15 protein-coding genes and 1 pseudogene are annotated in these 18058 nt (G+C 37.4%); 4 read left to right on the forward strand and 12 right to left on the reverse strand.

All coding sequences use genetic code 11. The features are described 5' to 3' along the window. Positions 1 to 175 precede the first annotated feature (175 nt). The gene (locus tag AN486_RS17770; RefSeq protein WP_053538718.1) at positions 176 to 1039 is read right to left on the reverse strand and encodes a shikimate dehydrogenase; all 864 of its coding nucleotides are present in this window, start codon (positions 1037 to 1039) and stop codon (positions 176 to 178) included. 98 nt (positions 1040 to 1137) lie between these two features. Between AN486_RS17770 and AN486_RS17775 the strand changes: the two genes are divergently transcribed. Both AN486_RS17775 and AN486_RS17780 read left to right on the forward strand, forming a co-directional pair. Beyond that, the gene (locus AN486_RS17775; protein WP_290601871.1) at positions 1138 to 2040 is read left to right on the forward strand and encodes an alpha/beta fold hydrolase; all 903 of its coding nucleotides are present in this window, start codon (positions 1138 to 1140) and stop codon (positions 2038 to 2040) included. Between the two features lie 207 nt (positions 2041 to 2247). Beyond that, positions 2248 to 2709 carry a pyridoxamine 5'-phosphate oxidase family protein gene (locus AN486_RS17780; protein ID WP_190384269.1) on the forward strand — a complete coding sequence of 154 codons (462 nt, stop codon included), beginning with the start codon at positions 2248 to 2250 and terminating at the stop codon, positions 2707 to 2709. A gap of 40 nt (positions 2710 to 2749) precedes the next feature. Here the strand turns inward: AN486_RS17780 and ilvA are convergent, their stop codons facing one another. After that, positions 2750 to 4321, reverse strand: coding sequence for a threonine ammonia-lyase, biosynthetic (ilvA, locus tag AN486_RS17785; RefSeq protein ID WP_290601884.1), 1572 nt, complete (start codon positions 4319 to 4321; stop codon positions 2750 to 2752). 144 nt (positions 4322 to 4465) lie between these two features. On the opposite strand from ilvA, the gene AN486_RS17790 reads away from it, so the two are divergent. Beyond that, a complete protein-coding gene (locus AN486_RS17790) occupies positions 4466 to 5482 on the forward strand; it encodes a TOBE-like domain-containing protein (RefSeq protein WP_053538721.1) in 1017 nt (338 codons plus the stop codon). A gap of 160 nt (positions 5483 to 5642) precedes the next feature. Here AN486_RS17790 and AN486_RS17795 read toward each other — a convergent pair whose 3' ends face one another. The 10 genes from AN486_RS17795 to AN486_RS17840 all read right to left on the reverse strand — a co-directional run bounded on the left by AN486_RS17795 (position 5643) and on the right by AN486_RS17840 (position 17804). After that, complete coding sequence (locus AN486_RS17795) at positions 5643 to 6638, reverse strand: protochlorophyllide reductase (protein WP_168636376.1); 996 nt, start codon at positions 6636 to 6638, stop codon at positions 5643 to 5645. A gap of 516 nt (positions 6639 to 7154) precedes the next feature. Beyond that, positions 7155 to 8267: a glycosyltransferase family 1 protein gene (locus AN486_RS17800; protein WP_290601875.1), complete on the reverse strand. Its 1113-nt coding sequence runs from the start codon at positions 8265 to 8267 to the stop codon at positions 7155 to 7157. Positions 8268 to 8434: 167 nt separating this feature from the next. After that, positions 8435 to 9256, reverse strand: coding sequence for a hypothetical protein (locus AN486_RS17805; protein WP_290601877.1), 822 nt, complete (start codon positions 9254 to 9256; stop codon positions 8435 to 8437). A gap of 156 nt (positions 9257 to 9412) precedes the next feature. Beyond that, positions 9413 to 10675: a glycosyltransferase family 4 protein gene (locus AN486_RS17810; protein ID WP_290601886.1), complete on the reverse strand. Its 1263-nt coding sequence runs from the start codon at positions 10673 to 10675 to the stop codon at positions 9413 to 9415. After that, on the reverse strand, positions 10672 to 12084 hold the full coding sequence (locus AN486_RS17815; protein ID WP_290601879.1) for a hypothetical protein: 1413 nt from the start codon (positions 12082 to 12084) through the stop codon (positions 10672 to 10674). The genes AN486_RS17810 and AN486_RS17815 overlap by 4 nt, the downstream gene beginning before the upstream one ends. Positions 12085 to 12131: 47 nt before the next feature. Beyond that, positions 12132 to 13016 (reverse strand): FkbM family methyltransferase, encoded by an 885-nt coding sequence (locus tag AN486_RS17820; RefSeq protein ID WP_053538728.1) that lies wholly within the window; start codon positions 13014 to 13016, stop codon positions 12132 to 12134. Positions 13017 to 13077: 61 nt separating this feature from the next. After that, positions 13078 to 14217, reverse strand: coding sequence for a glycosyltransferase family 4 protein (locus AN486_RS17825; protein ID WP_053538729.1), 1140 nt, complete (start codon positions 14215 to 14217; stop codon positions 13078 to 13080). Between the two features lie 55 nt (positions 14218 to 14272). Continuing rightward, positions 14273 to 15307 carry a hypothetical protein gene (locus AN486_RS17830; RefSeq protein ID WP_053538730.1) on the reverse strand — a complete coding sequence of 345 codons (1035 nt, stop codon included), beginning with the start codon at positions 15305 to 15307 and terminating at the stop codon, positions 14273 to 14275. A 264-nt stretch (positions 15308 to 15571) separates the two neighbouring features. Continuing rightward, positions 15572 to 16786 carry a glycosyltransferase family 4 protein gene (locus AN486_RS17835; RefSeq protein ID WP_053538731.1) on the reverse strand — a complete coding sequence of 405 codons (1215 nt, stop codon included), beginning with the start codon at positions 16784 to 16786 and terminating at the stop codon, positions 15572 to 15574. A 37-nt stretch (positions 16787 to 16823) separates the two neighbouring features. Beyond that, entirely contained in the window at positions 16824 to 17804 is a 981-nt protein-coding gene (locus AN486_RS17840; RefSeq protein WP_367142451.1) for a glycosyltransferase, read from the reverse strand. A gap of 49 nt (positions 17805 to 17853) precedes the next feature. Here AN486_RS17840 and AN486_RS17845 point away from each other — a divergent pair. Beyond that, positions 17854 to 18058 (forward strand): annotated as a pseudogene (locus AN486_RS17845) (hypothetical protein); the annotation flags it as partial.

Genomic DNA, 18058 nt, shown 5'->3' on the forward strand with positions numbered 1-18058 from the left:
ATTTTGAAAATTTGCTATTTTGAGCTAATTAAAATAAGTAATACTCTCGGTGGGTTAGCAACAACATAACCCACCATTAATAACACCAAGTTACAACCAAAAAACCCTATATCTGTTCACATCATCTCACCCAACCATCACCAACTGTGATAGATACATCCAAGCTTAATTTCTGCTATATCCCCAGGTGATTTTGCAATGCTTGACGCATTTCATTGACGGGAACAGTATCTTGTTGCAACCAGATTTTTAAGGCTGCTGCACCCTGTTGGACTAGCATTTCTAAACCATCAATAATAATTGCTCCTTGTTTTTCGGCTAGATGCAAAAATTTTGTGGGTTTAGGGGTGTAAATTAAATCATAGACAATGGCATCAGGCAAATAACTAATTTCTTGGCTACTCAATGGCGATTCTTCAATATGGGGATACATTCCTATAGGGGTCGTATTTACTAATAAGTTAGCTTGATGAAGTAGGTTTGGTAATTCTGTCCATTCATGCACCTGAAATTTATCTGCAAAGGGTGAATTTTGCCAACTTTGATGAAATGCCTGTAATTTCTGTAAATTCCGCCCGACAACATGAATTTCTGCCAAACCGAGTTGAATACAACCAGCAACAACAGCCCTCGCTGCACCACCATTTCCTAAAATTACCGCTCTTTTCTGACTCCAATCTTGATGATATGTTGTTTGTAATGGGGCAATAAATCCTTCCACGTCTGTATTTGTCCCCACCCATTTATCACCTTGACGAGTGACAGTGTTCACTGCACCGATAGCTTGGGCGATAGGGGAAATTTCCGATAATAACGGTAATATTGCTTGTTTATGGGGAATTGTAATGCTAAACCCTACCATACCAATACTAGCAAACCCGGCGATCGCTCTCTCCAAATTCTCCGGTGCAATGGGAAAAGGCAAATACACATAATCTAATCCCAGTTTAGTTAAAGCCGCATTGTGCATCAATGGTGACAGAGAATGTGACACAGGATGTCCAATAACTCCCAAAAGTTGTGTTTTTCCAGTAATCATTTTTATTTTTATTAGTTGTCAATTGTTAGTGGTCAGTTGTCCGTTGTTAAATAATTTAATTTACAATTATTCACAGTAACTTAATATTTCTTCGCAATATGCAAACAAGTACCACTCCTTCTACAAATCCGATTCCTGGTCAATATTGGCAATGGCGCGGACACAACGTATACTATGTCCAAGCAGGAGCAGCACAAACCCAACGTCCACCCTTGCTATTGGTACATGGTTTTGGTGCTTCCACAGACCATTGGCGCAAGAATATCACAGAATTGAGTGCAGATTTCCAAGTATTTGCCATTGACCTCTTAGGATTTGGGCGTTCCGCAAAACCTAATTTACAGTATAGCGGTGACTTGTGGCGCGACCAACTCCATGATTTTATTAGTGAAATTATTGGTCAAAAGACCATTTTAGCAGGTAATTCTTTAGGTGGTTACGCTTGTTTATGCGTTGCTTCCCAACGTCCTGACAGTGCGGCAGGTGTAGTATTACTGAATAGTGCAGGTCCATTTTCCCAACCAGAAAATCAAATTCAACCTTCTATAAATCCTCTGCAAAAACTTCTAGGAAAAACTGTTACATGGTTTTTTAAACAACGTTTAGCGCAATCTTTGTTATTTCAATATACCCGCCAAAAGTGGGTAATTCGCCGAACATTAGAAAAAGTTTATCTTGATAAAACGGCAATTACAGATCAATTAGTAGCAGAAATTCAGCGTCCGGCTTTTGATAAAGGTGCGTTAGATGTATTTGTTTCTGTTTTTAGCAGTCCTCAAGGTCCGAAAGTTGACATCTTACTCAAACAATTAACTTGTCCATTATTGTTATTATGGGGAGAAGCAGATCCTTGGATGAAAGCGCGAGAACGTTCACAAAAGTTTCATGAATATTATCCCCAATTAACAGAATATTTTCTCACAGCCGGTCATTGTCCCCATGACGAAATTCCTGAACAAGTAAATTCACATTTACGTGATTGGGTAATTAATTTGAGTTAAAAATAAAATGGGCGGGCAAGATGCCCACCCCATAATATTCTAATTATGACTTTATCCAGGTGACATCTTATTTAAGGCATATTTATTTAGTCATAAATTGGTAAGAACAGATTTTGATAATTACCTCTTTAGACTCACGTATATAAATCGAAAAACCTTAACACTAAAAATATCACTAATGTTTATAAAACTAGAATTCTAGAAATAATGACACAATCTTTAGGCACAAAACCACAAGTGCAGGAATTGCGTAAATTGCTTGAAGGTCTTGAATGTGGGATGTTAACCACAATTGATGATGATGGCAGTTTACATAGTCGTCCCATGTCAATGTGGAATGAAATTGATAATGATGCCACACTCTGGTTTTTTACCCCAGCTAATTCTCATAAAGTCGTAGAAATTCAACATCATCAACAGGTGAATGTGAGTTTTTCCGCACCTAATCAAGAACGATTTGTTTCCATATTAGGAACAGCCCAGTTAACAAGAGAACGTCAGGAAATTCAATCAAAATGGCAGCCAGGATTAGAAGTTTGGTTTCCTAAAGGCATAGATGAACCCAATATTGCTTTATTAAAAATAAAAGTTAATAAAGTAGATTATTGGGAAAGTTCATCTAGTTTTATGCCGCAAACTATTAGTTTTTTGGAACTCTCACATCGTTAAATATCCCCGACTTCTTGAAGAAGTCGGGGATATATCAAAATTATCCTAAAAATAACTTATATGCCGGATTATCGCTTTCATGCCAATAGTGATAACCAAGATTATCTAAAAATGATTGCCATTCTGCTGTTTCATGGGGAGGAACTTGCATTCCTACCACAATTCGTCCATAGTCTGCGCCATTATTGCGATAATGAAATAAGCTAATGTTCCAATCAGGAGACATAGAAGTTACAAACTGCATTAATGCCCCTGGACGTTCGGAAAATTCAAAGCGATAAAGGAGTTCATTTTCTGCAAGAGGAGAATGTCCTCCTACCATGTGACGTAAATGCAGTTTGGTTAATTCATCATCTGTTAAATCTATGGTTTTTAAACCGTGAGATTCAAAATTTTCGACCATTTTCGCAGCGTCAGCACGATTTTCTATTTGCACACCTACGAAAATATGCGCTTCTTTTTCATCGGCAATGCGATAGTTAAATTCTGTCAGGTTGCGTTTACCAATACAGTCACAAAACTTTCTTAAACTACCCCTTTCTTCGGGAATTCTGACTGCAAAAATAGCTTCTCGACGTTCGCCAAATTCTGCCCGTTCTGCCACAAAACGTAAACGGTCAAAATTCATGTTAGCACCACAAGCAACGGCGATGAGGGTTTGATTTTGAATTTGTTCTCGTTCTGCATAGAGTTTTGCACCAGCGATCGCTAACGCCCCCGCAGGTTCTAAAATAGAGCGAGTATCCTCAAACACATCTTTAATTGCCGCACAGGTAGCATCTGTATCCACTAAAATAATTTCATCCACATATTGTTGACATAGCCGAAAGGTTTCTTCTCCCACTTCCCGTACCGCTACACCGTCCGCAAATAAACCCACCTGAGACAATCGTACCCGTTCGCCAGCTTGCAATGATTGATACATAGCGTTAGCATCTACAGGTTCAACACCAATAATTTTAATATCGGGACGTAACCGTTTAACATAAGCTGCAATCCCGGAAATTAAGCCACCACCACCAATAGCCACAAAAATAGCGTGAATAGGTTGCTGATATTGGCGCAGGATTTCCATACCAATTGTTCCCTGACCAGCGATAACATCAGGATCATCAAATGGATGTATAAAAGTCAACCCCTTTTCTGCTTCTAATTGTCGGGCATGGGCGTAAGCATCATCATAATTATTGCCATGTAATACAACTTCTCCTCCCCGGGCTTTGACTGCATTGATTTTCACCTGGGGCGTAATTACGGGCATAACAATGATGGCTTTTGTTCCTAAACGACTGGCAGCTAAAGCCACACCTTGGGCATGATTCCCCGCAGAAGCCGCAATGACACCCTGTTTAAGTAGGTCTGGTGTGAGATTGACCATTTTGTTATATGCACCCCGCAGTTTGAAGGAGAAAACCGATTGCATATCTTCCCGTTTGAGGAGGAGTTTGTTATGAATGCGGTTGGAAAGATTTGGGGCATATTCCAATGGTGTTTCTTGGGCTACATCATAGACGCGGGCGGTGAGGATTTGTACCAGGTAGTCGCAATACATATCAAGGGGGGGATTGGGGTTGGTTGTTAATTCTACCGCTTGTTGGGTCTTTGGGGTAATGGTTTTGAGTATGAAATACTGTTTGGTTAAATGTGAACTTAATTCATGAATTTTAATGATACAACTGCCAATATTTATGATATAAATATAAAGTACGGTATTCCTACTTAAAAACCGTAGATTATTTGCAGAGGTGTAGCACCAGTGGGCATAGTAGTTGAAAACGTCTCTAAACAATTTGGTAGTTTCCAAGCGGTTGAACAGGTAAACCTGGAAATTCAGAGTGGTTCGCTGGTGGCTTTACTTGGTCCATCGGGATCTGGTAAGTCTACCTTGTTGCGGTTAATCTCTGGTTTAGAAATACCAGATACAGGTAAAATCATTTTAACGGGCAAAGATGCCACTTTTCAAAGTGTCCAAGAAAGAAATATTGGCTTTGTGTTTCAGCACTATGCCCTATTTAAACATTTAACTGTCCGTAAAAATATCGCCTTTGGCTTAGAAATTCGTAAAGCCCCCAAAAAGAAAATTGCGGGAAAAGTAGAACAGTTACTAGAACTGGTACAATTAGGTGGATTAGGCGATCGCTATCCTTCCCAACTTTCCGGCGGACAAAGACAACGGGTAGCCCTAGCTAGAGCTTTGGCTGTAGAACCCAACGTCCTCTTATTAGATGAACCATTTGGAGCGCTTGATGCCAAAGTTCGTAAAGACTTACGAGCTTGGTTACGTCGTCTCCATGACGAAGTTCATGTCACCACAGTTTTCGTCACCCATGACCAAGAAGAAGCAATGGAAGTTTCTGATGAAATTGTCGTCATGAATAAAGGCAAAGTAGAACAGGTAGGAACACCCGCACAAATTTATGATCATCCCGCATCTGCATTTGTGATGAGCTTTATTGGTCCTGTAAATGTATTACCCAGTTCTGCAAAAATCTTCCAAAGTAGTGGTTTTGAATCAACAAACCCAGAAACATTTTTGCGTCCCCAAGATATCATCATTGAAACAGTTGGTAATGGCACAACAGCACAAGCTACTGTCAGCAGAATCATTCATTTAGGCTGGGAAATTCAAGTTGAATTAACCTTAGATGATGGACAAATGATGACAGCCCACTTAACACGGGAACGGTTCGATGAATTAAAATTAGAACCACAAAAAAAGGTTTATGTTAAACCGAAAGATGCGAAATCTTTTCCACTTTATTATTCAATTTAGGCAAGAGGCAAGAGGCAAGAGGCAAGAGGCAAGAGGCAAGAGGCAAGAGGCAAGAGGCAAGAGGGAACAGGCAAGAGGGAACAGGCAAGAGGCAAGAGGCAAGAGGGAACAGGGGAAATTTTTCCCCCCTTACCAATGACAACTGACAACTGACAACTGACTAAATTAGAGATTTTGCTTTTTCAGATTCTTTTCCTAATCCTACCAAGTGATAGCTAAGATCCCACATCCGCTTACCTTTTTCGTCATCTCTTGCTTGGGGGGAAACTTTTTGCACAAAAGATGTTCTACCTTCTTTTTGACGATTTCCCCAACTCCAATAAATACCAGATTGTTTGTATTCAGAATCAGCAACCACCATTGCCACCCGCTCTCCTGATAATTCCTCAGTCACAAATCCCCCAGTGATATACTTTTGGAAAAGGGGGAAAATTTTCTGGAATAGAGGATAGTGATTGCGGAATAAAGCCGTAGTTGCCACACAACCAGGATAGAGAGAACTAAAAGTAATTCCAGTAGATTCATGAAAACGGTTATGTAGTTCGCGCATCGTCAGAACATTACATACCTTACTATCTTTGTAGGCTTTGACTGGTTCAAATTCCTTACCGTTAATCATGCAAATGGGATTTTGGAAACCTGCGGCAAAACCTTCAAAATTACCCAAATCTGGACGAGGAGGAATTTTTCCACCTAATTCATCTGGGTTGTGGGTAACAGTACCCAAAATTACCAATCGTTTATCAGTCGCAGGTGATTTTTGCAAATCTGCCAACATCAAATTACAGAGGAGAAAATGTCCTAAGTGATTTGTGGTAACGGTTAATTCATATCCTTCAGGAGAAAATAAAGGTTCTTTAATTAAAGGCATATAAATGGCAGCGTTGCAAACCAAAGCTTCTACGGTTCTGCCACTGGCTCGGAAATTATTTACAAATTGTCGAACGCTTTCTAAAGAGCCTAAATCAATTTGCATGAGTGTGTAGCTATTTGTGGGGATTCCCACACTTTGAGCAGCTTTTTCAGCTTTAATTAAATCACGACAAGCCATAATAACGTGCCAGTTTCCTTTATCTACGAGAGCTTTTGCTGCTTGCAAACCAACTCCCGAAGAAGCACCTGTAATGATTGCCGTTGACTTACGATTTTGTTCCATTTGTTCAGACTCCTTTGATGATAGTTTAATTACAAAACAGTCTACATGATCTCATGATCTCATGGTTTTAAAGGTTCTTGAGATTGAAATTATTAACCCACTAAATCCTTGATAAAAGTTTCAGTCCCCTTGCGGGGATTAAATATACTAAACACAGCTAAAAATAGACCTTGACAAGACGAGAAGAGCCATATATATGTAATAGTTTAGCTTTTGCTTTACCCATACCTATAGAATCAAATGATTAAGTCATTTTGAGCATATCCCAATCTGACAGAACAGGGATATCCTCTTTTTCTTAGGTTTTAGGTAGGTCAATAAATATGAATATGCGATCGCCTGCTTTTAAGCCTTCTAAAACCTAAGTTTCGTTATCAATATTCGCGCCAATTATGATAAAACTCACGAAGAATTGTTAGAGACGGGAGGATGTTATGCTAAGTTATTTTTGTTATAAGCAGCCTGATACCAGTAGTTGGCAAGGGGAGCAGAGAGCGGGTGGGGGATACCGAGTGACTAAGTGTTGCTGTAAAATTTTAGATATTGATCTGCTATATCCAATTTAGAAAAATGAAAATTATCAGCAGTTTTATTTAAAGACTGTTTTAAAGTAGAAATAATGGTTTGTGAGAGATTTTCAACAGCATTACCTTGAAGATCAAAATAACAACAGCTAGAATTACCAATTTCTCTAAAGATAGGAATATCAGCACACACCACAGGAGAGGAAAAATATAAAGCTTCTGCTAAAGGTAGACAAAAACCTTCCTCAGATGAAGCAGCAATAAAAACTTGACATTTTTGATATAACCAACATAATTCATTATCCTTAATTGTATGAATTAGTAGCACTTGTTCTTGAAGGGATAAGTTATGAATTAGCTGTAATAAAATCTCTGTTTCTGGTCCTGTACTACCAACAATAATTAACTTAGCATTATCTTTTAAATTCTCATATTTCTTCAATAAAGAAAATGCTTGAATTAATAAATCTAGATTTTTGTTTTTGCGATGTTGAGCAACACATAATAAAAAATAATCCTGATCACTAATATCTAAATTAGTAGGTACTTCAGCAATAATATCACTAAAATCCACGTAATTATAAATAACAGAAATGGTTTTGAGTGTTTGAATTTTCGGAAAATATGATTTAAGGCTGCTTAATGTAGATTGAGAAACACAGGTAAGACCATCACTATATTCTATACATTGTTTTAAAAAGAACCGATTAAAGATCACATTTGGATATCCAAACACCTCTGGTTTTTGATAAGGATACAAATCGTGAATTGTCGAAACAACAGGACAAGGAAAAAGTGAACGGAGAAAAGGAAAGGGAAAAGATAAATGAACTATATCAGGACAAAGACTATTTACCAATTTTGGTAAACCTAGTAAAAACCAGATATTTCTTGCCAAGGAACTATTTTTAATATCTACAGTAATTAACTGAATTTTTGGGGAGTTAAAAAATAGTTGAAAGTAATCTTTCTGCCATACTCCGACAATTAAGGTCACTTTGTTAACATCTGGAGTATCAGCTAGACATTGAGCCAAATTTGCAGCGTAGCGGCAAACACCTGTTGGTTTTGTAGGTCTATGTAAAGCAGCAATTAGTATGTGCATATTATGAAATTAGGAAAAATCAATTAGTTAAATTTAGGTTCAAAAAACTTGAGATATAACCTCAGTTTCTGATACTGTCTTGCTGGCAATATCTAAATAAAGTTTATATCTGTCTGAATTAGGATTTCTTTAATATCAGGGTAGATGAGTTAGTCCCACTGCTGTTTTTAATTAACCCTAATACCAAACATATACTGAGCAAGATGTTTGTTATTCATTAACAAATTTATAACTAACCAACTCATTAAAAAACTCGGCATAGATAAGCATAACATAGAAGTAACAGTAATTTGAGAGGTTATTTGAGGAGCAGCAAAAGTCAAAATAATTCCAGTTATTTTTTTGATAATAGGATGAATTAAGTAAATTCCAAATGAACAATTACCCAAACTCTTAATTATTTTACTTTCTTGTAAGTAATTTGATAAACAAATCCCAATAAATAACAAGGAAAAAGCAATAATAATATTGCTTAATTCAGGTAAGATGAATATTTCACGAAAAGTGTTGACATAAATAAATATGGATAAAAATAAGAAAAATAAAAATTTACTCTTTTTAAATACAAACGACTCATTTTTCAAGAGTAGATGGTTCAAAATTACAGCAATACAAAAGTAGGGTAGGCAAATCAAAATCCAGGAAATCTGAACAAATAAAAATCTAGCTAATGAGTAATATATTGAATTAGCATCGAGCAAGCTTAATAATCCAGAGAACGCAGTATTAGGATTTAACTGGAAAGAATTTCCTGATAATGAAATATGTAAATCAATATTTTCACTTAGGTTACGGATGATGAAGAAGAAAGATGTAGCCAGAAAAAATGGGACAGCAAAATAAAAGAATAATCGGAAATGCAATGCTCCATTAGTTACAGGAATTCCCCAGGTTTCATCACCGGAATGTACAACAACAACAGCAAAAGCAGCGATTCCTCGGCATAAATCGATCCCTAATAGTCTTTGCTTATTTTCAATTTTATTCATAGTAAAATGCCTTAATTTAATTTCCAACTTCTAGATTCAAGAAAACTATGTTGCAGTATATCTACAAATACACCTTGATTTTGCAGGTCTGTGTAAAGCAGCAATTAATATGTGCATATTATGAAATTCGGTAAAATTAATTAGTTAAAAGAAGTTTCAAAAAACTTGAGATATAACCTCAGTTTCCGAAACTTTTCTGCTGACAACCTCTAGATAAAGTTTGTGCAGCCGCTCTCCCACAACTTGCCAACTATAGTTTTCACTTACTAGCTTCCGTCCGGCTTGACCCATACCAACTCTTAATTCTGGGTCTTTAACTAAATGGATTATTGCGGCCGCTAGGTCTCGTACAACTTGATATGGTTCGTCAGCAGGAATCTTAAAACCAGTTTCATCTGTAACTTGAACAGCCGGTCCTCCTAAATCTAGACAGATAACAGGACGACCAGCAGCCATTGCTTCCATGCACACCCACCCTCCAGAATCATGTAAGCTAGGATGAACTAGCACATGACAATCTTTTAATAAATCTAAAGCTTTTTCACGAGGCAACCTACCCCAAAATTTAACTTTTTTAGCAATTCCTAAATCTGATGCCAAAGTTTGAAGGTGATGCGATTCCGGTCCATCTCCCACAATCCAATATTCTGTATTTGGTAGATTTGCTTGAGCAAAAGCACGCAGTCCTAAATGAAAGCCTTTCCAGTGCAAAAGTCTACCCATGCTGATAAATTTCACTATTGGCTCATCAAGGATTTCATATTCATTCAGATGCTCTATGTCTACCGCTGATAAACCTGATTCCGGCAGAATCTGCACATGATTCACACCCATTTTATAAAGACACTGGGCTGTATCTTTAGTTGTGGCTCGGACTACAGCACTTCTTTGAGCAGTCAGACGGACAAACGGGTCTTGTTCTCCCAGCCAGCGAGCGCTGCTACGAGCAATTTCATAAATTTTGCCATTTAAGCTAAAATCTTGCCAAAAGCTTGCTGGTGCTGATTCTCCACCGCCTACAGGACCCCAAACCAGGGGAATGGGTAATAGTGACAGGAAGCAAGGACTGGAATACTTAACAAAGGTGACATGGTGGCTCAAGTCAAAGCCAATTTTCTGATGTAAGTCACGGGCGACAAAATAGGCTTGAATTTGCCAGAGGTAATAGTGAAGCTGCATTCCCCCAGACTGTCCCCAGCGTCTGCTATCTTGCCAAAAGGGCAGAGTAAAATAAACAAAGTGAAGATTGGGAATGGGGTTATGTGCCAATTCTGCGTTGATGATATCCTGACTCTCATCAGGTCGGGTGAGTACCCAAACTTCATGGTATTTAGCAACTTCGCGGGCAATATTCCAACCTACACCAGGTTCAGAACCCATACCTGGTTCACAGGAGTAAGCAGATATTAAAATCTTCATAGGTAATTGGTAATTGGTAATTGGTAATTGGGAAATTCTTTTTCCCTGCTCCTCTGCTTCCTCTGTTTCTTCAGCCGTCGTTCTTGCCATGCTAGTCCTAGAATAAAAGCGATAGAAAGCATGAAACCAGGTTCTTCCATTTGAGTAAAAATCAGACCAAAGACAAGAACGGCTAGTAAAGTAACTTTCAAACAATCATCTAGACCAAAATGTTGCCAAGTTAGATAGGATAGAAATAGGTATGCTCCTACACCCAAAAGTCCTAAATCTCCCCATATTCCAGCCCAACCAAAAATGGGCATGAACAACGTAGAACCCATACAAAGCCAAGAATTACCACAAAATTCCATTGCTTCCTGACTAATTGGATTGGTGGTAGCACCTAGTGGTCCGAGTATAGACCAATAATCTCTCAAAAACCAGACTCCTAGACGGCTGATAGTGTGTCCTGGACCAAGACCAAATAACCAATCCAGAGATGATTGATAATGAGATAAAATAGAACGCACTGAGTAGAATTTGGTATACCAAGCATAACCATCTGCTCCGTAAAGTTCCGGCCGCGCCCAGGCTGTAAATGCGGCAAATGCTTCTAAGTTTTGCACACACCAAAGGAATCCGAATCCAAAGAGAGCGATCGCACTCAGAAGTTTGATAGTTTTACCAAAATCCTTTGAATTCACCAAGATTAAAAGAACCCAGGCAACTAAATAAGCAAGTAAAAGTTGTTTGGAATCAGAAAAGAGAATCTGCCAAAAAGCGGCGATAACTGCTACGATTCTCATCCATAATGGAAAAGTTTTTTTATTAGTGAAGAAGTAGAGTGCAAAGACAACTGATACTGAAGCCGATACATAATTTCCCGCCCCAGAAACGAAAAAGACTCCACCGCATCCATCCGTGCCATTAAATCCGTTAGCATAAAGTTTCCCCGCATCAATTAGAGGTTTCTGGACAGCAGCGAGGACAAAGTTAATCACCGCAGACCATATCAGCCATTTCTTGATGCGGGTAATAGATTCAGCAGACATGGGAATACAGACGATGGACACGAGGAAAATGAAGGGTTCGCAAAGCATCATGAAAGAGACAATGGCGTTAATTAAGCCTGTGTTATTCCATAATGCACTAGCCAACACGGCGACGAGAAAAATGAAAATTCCCAATAAAAAAGAATAGGTAATCGCAATTTGTTTGTGATCTTTAGTGCGACTTGTGAATAATACAACTCCTAAAACAAAGGGAACAACTGCGAAGTGAGCAAGGTTAAGGATGGAGGGAGCGCGAGTAATTGAACAAAAAATTCGGGAGTAGAAAACTACAGAGAAAGCGATGATAATTAAGCTGGTATTATCAATCCATCCCTTTCTATTCGGTTTATTAGTTGTCGGTAAACGCAAATACATCATCTATACATCACAACTTTTTACTTCCAAAACTTTATAGATATTCTGCATTATTCAAACTTTACTTTCCATTGAGTTCTATTTTGAAAATCCTCTACATTTTTGATACCAAATAGATTTTCCAAACCGGATAAAGGCAGATATTGATTATTTACAGAAACGAGTTCTTTTGCGTCATCCTTTCTCTTGAAAAGTCTAAACCCAGATTTCTCCACCAATGTCAGGACATCTGAAGGTTGATATCCAAAACTCTCGTAGTTTTTGGGACATACTTCAAAATAAATACAATTTACTTTTTCAAGAGTTTCCTGAGCAGCTTCAAGAACGTATTTTTCATACCCCTCAACATCTAACTTCAAAAGAGAAATATTACTAATCTCATTTAAATAATTATCTAGAGATACAATTGGAACTTTGATACTATTCTCAGATGTATTTGAAACTTGGTTTTTCTCATCTGTATACTTATTAGTGAAGTAAATATATCCTTCGCTATTTCCTACAGCACAATTGTGAATTTGCACTTTACTCAAATTATTTAACTCTATATTTTTGCGAAGATATGAATATGTCTTAGGGTGAGGCTCAAAAGCTATTGCCTTACCAGTCTCTCCAATACATTTAGCTGCTGGTATCAGAGTCACGCCAATATTTGCTCCTATATCTATATATATGTCACCCTCTTTTAAAAAACTGGAAATAAACTCATAGTCTTCCTTCCCAGCAGTTGGTTCGTACCAATAGAGACTACTAAGTCCAGTTGGATTAAAAAAAATTTTATAGTCCTGAACCTTGATCTTAATTTTAAACAACTTACCAAGCCCAGATCTTCCCATCAAACCTGCCGTTAAGCGGCGCATTGGATATTGGTCTCGAACGATGTCCAAAAATTTTTTTCCAACAGTCATATGTTTTTGTCCAATAAAATTGTTCATCTGTAAAGCTAAAACTTTTGGATAATTCTTGTATATCACTTTTCTTTAAACAGAAAAGTACCTATTCAAAAATATATCTCATATACTGATTCAAAACTACTTCATCAGAGAATTCTCTTTCCATTAACTTTCTGCTATTCTGCTTCATTATTGCTAGTAAATCCTTATCTTTAATCAGTAATGTTAGCTTCTCAAGCAGTGCTGCTGGAGAATCACAAATATAGCCATTTTCACCATTTTGAATAACTTCAGAGGCACCCAACGCATTTTTTGTTGTGAGAATTGCCAACCCAGCACAAGCCGCTTCTCCTAAAACAGATGGATAACTATCACAGTTAGTTGGCAATACAAAAATATCATGACTTTTGTACAGTTCAATATGCTTAGGTTGTCCATATTCAACATTTTTTTCTATGGTGATGCCCGGATGATATTCAATAGAAAAACTTGTTACCATTGTCATTTTTAAGCCCGGTTTATAATTTTCCTTAAACCACTTTAAAAGTACATTTCCCCCCTTACGCTGGAAATCTCCTCCTACAAAGAGAATACGAACTTCTTGATCTCCACGCTGGGAACTGGGTGTAAATAGTTGGAGATCAAAACATAAAGGTAATTTAACTTTTCTCAGCTTACTGTCAGGGATGTCATAGTCTTTAGCTATTTGCTTGACTATAGCATTTGTTAATCCAAGTACATATCTTTGTGAATTCAGAATCTTTTTATGAATGTGTGTTAACCAACCTGGAGACGTTGAGATTTTCCAGATTGGCTCATAGAGTTTTCTAGTCCAGTCTGTAACTATATAACTTCTATTATTTCCAGTAGCAAGATATCCAAATAGTGCAACAGATACTCCAATAAATAAGACTTTTCGCTCCTCCCGATTTGCTTGGTGTATAATCTTATGAAGTTTTCGTGACTCTCTAATTCGGGAGATAAATAAGGATGAATAATGTATAGTAAAAATAGATAGTGAATGCGGATGACGAGGAGTTCGCTGAAAACGGAAATTTTTTAAGTTTATTTTAAATCTATTTTGAAATACATTGATGCGTGGATGCAAATTAAGAGGAGTTGGTACAAAACGAAAAATTTTGAGGTCTATTTCAGGTCTATTTTCAAAGAGATCAATAAAACGCTTTTCAAAGGTTGTACTACCAAGATCAACGGGAAAAGTAACTAACAAAAGTTTTTTCATTTCATTACCTCAAGCAATGTATATTTCTTCATCTTCTAAACCAAAAAAATATCTATTATTTAACAACATTTAGTTTTGCTTCTAAATGTCTTGCTAAATCGGATGAAATATTCCCTATTGAACGCTCTATGTAATGTTCTTCAAATGAAATAAAATCGTTGCTTACTAACTCTAATGATTGTTGTATTGCTGTTTCTAAATCAGATTCATTTTCATAAGAAATTCCAACTTGAGTAGGGTAATTTATCTGATTATTCATTAACGGAAAATTGGGGCATAAGACAAAAGTTTTAGTTCCAATTGCATCCGCAGCAACACCACTACATCGGTAAAAATATTTCGATTTTTCATAATTTAGAATAATAATATCACATTCTGTCAATGTAGTATGATAATCATCTTTTTTAGAGGTGTTAACTAACTTTATGCGATTGTTATCTATCTCTAATTCAGTAAATGGCGATAAATCATCAGTGCCAATAATCAGTATAAAATTTATACTTTTTTGTATTTTCAGCAATAATTTTAAGGTTTCTTCCATTTTCTTTCCTTGTCTATATTTTCCAATTAACCCGATTTTTTTCTGCTGATTTAATTCTCTGTTAGATACATTAAGTAATTTTGATTGAACAACAGGATGAAGCAAAGATATATGTTTATCTATATCTTTATCGCTAAAGCCAATATATTTTAAGATCATAAATGTCTCATTTAAAATAAATTTATAATTTAGCAGATTGTAAAGTTTTAACATAAATCTTGATGGTAAATTATCAAAAGCTTGCTGAATATTATGATGAGTAAGTATATAAACATTTTTGGTCGTAAACAGAGAAAAGCAATAGGTGAAAATTAAAAATTCATTTGAGAAACCATGCAAAATTATTACTTGTTTGTTCTTGTTTATTCTAATCTTCTTGCCCATATCTATATGGCATAAAGTTAAACCAATTGCTTTAAATAATTTGCAAAGCAGCGGATTTTTAATAGATGGTAAAATGTGAGGTTCTTGTCCTGTGATAATAGCTATGTCAAGAATTGACTCCTTAGCTACCTGATTAAATACTTGTAAGTGATTGCAATCACCCATTATTCTTTCTCCCTTAAATATTAGAGGTGAATTGTCATTTTTTACTTGGTTAGTGTGTCTGTCCAATTTATTCAGAATAAAAACGGCTTTCAGACTAAACTATTGTTTGCAACTGCAAGTTTTAATTGTTGACTTGTTAACTGCTCATAAATTGAAACTAAATGTTCTGCTGATTTTTTCCAAGTCAACTGTTTAGCTCTCACAAATCCCTGAGAAACCAATTTTTGAGAATATATGGAATCCTGTTTGAGTCTAACTACAGATTCAGAAATAGTTTGGATAATTGCGTTTGATTCGTTCTATCACTTCCAAAAAAGCTTTGACTTCGCAGTAGATATCTTGTTCGTAAAAGACTTCTTTAGACTTTGTGCTGTAATGCTTGCGAGTCTCAATATCAGTCATTTCTAGCATTCTGTCCGCTAAGACATCAGAATTACCGCAAGGATAGATCAGACCGTTGTAGCGATGGCGAACTGTATCGTTATACCCCCAATTACCACAGCGATCGCTTAAAATAGGTGGACAACCTGACACCATTGCTTCTGAAACTACAAGAGGATGGGGATCAATCCAGGATGTGACTACAAACACATCCATTGCTGCATAGTAAAGAGGAATTTTGGCTTGATTCACAAAACCCAGATTGATCACCTCTGCATTACGCAGTTGGCTAAGACGTTGATTAATCTCGGATTCTAAGTCACCTCCACCAATCATGATTCCTCTGACACGCGGATCACATTGATGGGCTTTTTCTATAGCTTCAATAAATTCAAAGGGATTTTTACGCTCAATATATTTACCTGCAAACCCATATATTAAAGTATCCTCATTCCAACTAATTTCCTGACGAATTTTCTGAATTTCGTCTTGGTTTTGCCTAATTGATTGCTCAAATCGTTCACCATCTACGGGGTGACACCCACGGACAATTTTTTCGTCTGCAACACCATAATGGCGTAAGTGAATTTCATTATGGTCGCCACAGGAGAGCCAGTAATCTGCTAAATTAAGCATCCAGGGGTAAAGAATCGCCATCATAATTTGCCGCGAGCGACTGTAGCGACAATCGGACATGATGGTTGCATCGTTCTGCATAATTAAAGGAATGCCACGAAGTTTACACAGCAGAGCAGTTAATCTATAGGAGTAATTCACAAAACTCTGCATGAAAATGGCATCGAAATTATCTGAGGTTAGATAACTAAACAACTCTGGGCTGATAACGTTCTTTTTTTGTTGGGATGGAACTTTTCCAGACAAATCTTTGAGGTAATCATACTCGTAACCACTCAATAAGTCAACATCCCAAGGTTGAGAACTTTTACCCAGTAAAATGTCACCACTCGTTTGGTTTTCATTGCACAGATAAAATACTTTGACTGAAAGACCCGCTTGTTCATTCAGCTTTTTCCATAGAGGTCCGTGATGTTGAGTTGGATGGGTAAAAACAATGCCTAAACGAAATGGAGTCTTCATAAATCTGAATCTTTGATAAATATTTATTATTGGCGGCTTATTTAACTAATGCGCGAATTTTAATTAATATCCGATCAATTGTTCTTGGACGAAGGTGCGGAGCATATAACCAGGTAAAACCCAATTTTGCTAGTGGAACTGGCATCAGTCCAACCCAGAGAAAAAAAATGCTGTAAATACATCGTTTCTGCCAGTTAAAGTCAGAATATTTCCAGAGAGACCAAAACCCCCAATAAATAAGTTGAAGTGAATTATCTGAAGAAACAGGATGGGCTTGAGGTTCTAGACGCAGAGATGCTAAACGTGACCACAAACGACCCAGGGATCTCTTTTCCAAGTCATTAGGAACTTCCAGTCCGAACTCCTTAGCTCGTTGTAGCAGTAGGGAAAAGTTTTGCAAGTCATGTTGAACAAATCGGCGAAATCGGCTGCCCGAAACTGATGTTAACGCCCATTGGTTGCTGTTGTGAATGCGATATAAACCAAGTGCTTCTTCAATGCTCACAACCTGACCATAAAATGGTGTTGAGATCATCAAATAGTCATCTGCTGTGGTCTTATAGTCATCAGGAATTGGGAAAACATTAGTTAGAACAGTCCGACTGTAAGCATTACCGCTCATCGGCGTACTTGTATAGCCACTGGTTTCTAGCAAATGCCGCCACACCTCTCCAGAAGATAACTTTGCTTCAGTCGTAGGAATGTAATATCCTAATGGTTCTTTTTGGGTATCAACGACTTGTAAGCGGTAGTGAACTTTGCCAACTCCTGGCTTCCACGCCTTTACAACCTGCTCAACTGCATTAGGCAAGAGACAGTCATCAGAGTCAAGAAAAAGGATAATATCACCATGACTTGATCCAAAGCCACTATTTAGAGCCGCAGCTTGTTTGCCGTTTTCTTGAAAGATGGGGATGATGCGATCGCTATAGTCAGTAATAATATCACGGGAATTGTCAGTTGAACCATCATCACTCCCGGTTCGCCCATTTTTTAGGGAGTTAGGAAAAATGTGCAGATAAAAGTATAATCAGAGACAGGTTGTACAAAATAAGCTGAGTAAGTATATGTTCGACGTTATGGCAACTGAATCCATAATTACAAACGAACGAGTAGATGACATACCCGTACTACTCACACAGATAGAACGGATGGGTGTACAAAAGCTAATAGATAAAAACTTCCCCACCCATGGAAATTGGCGAGGACAAAGCTTGGGGAATGTAGTAGTGATCTGGTTAACACATATCTTATCGCAAGCAGACCACCGTT

This window comes from Anabaena sp. AL93 (assembly GCF_001672085.1).
Taxonomy (GTDB): Bacteria; Cyanobacteriota; Cyanobacteriia; order Cyanobacteriales; family Nostocaceae; genus Dolichospermum; species Dolichospermum heterosporum.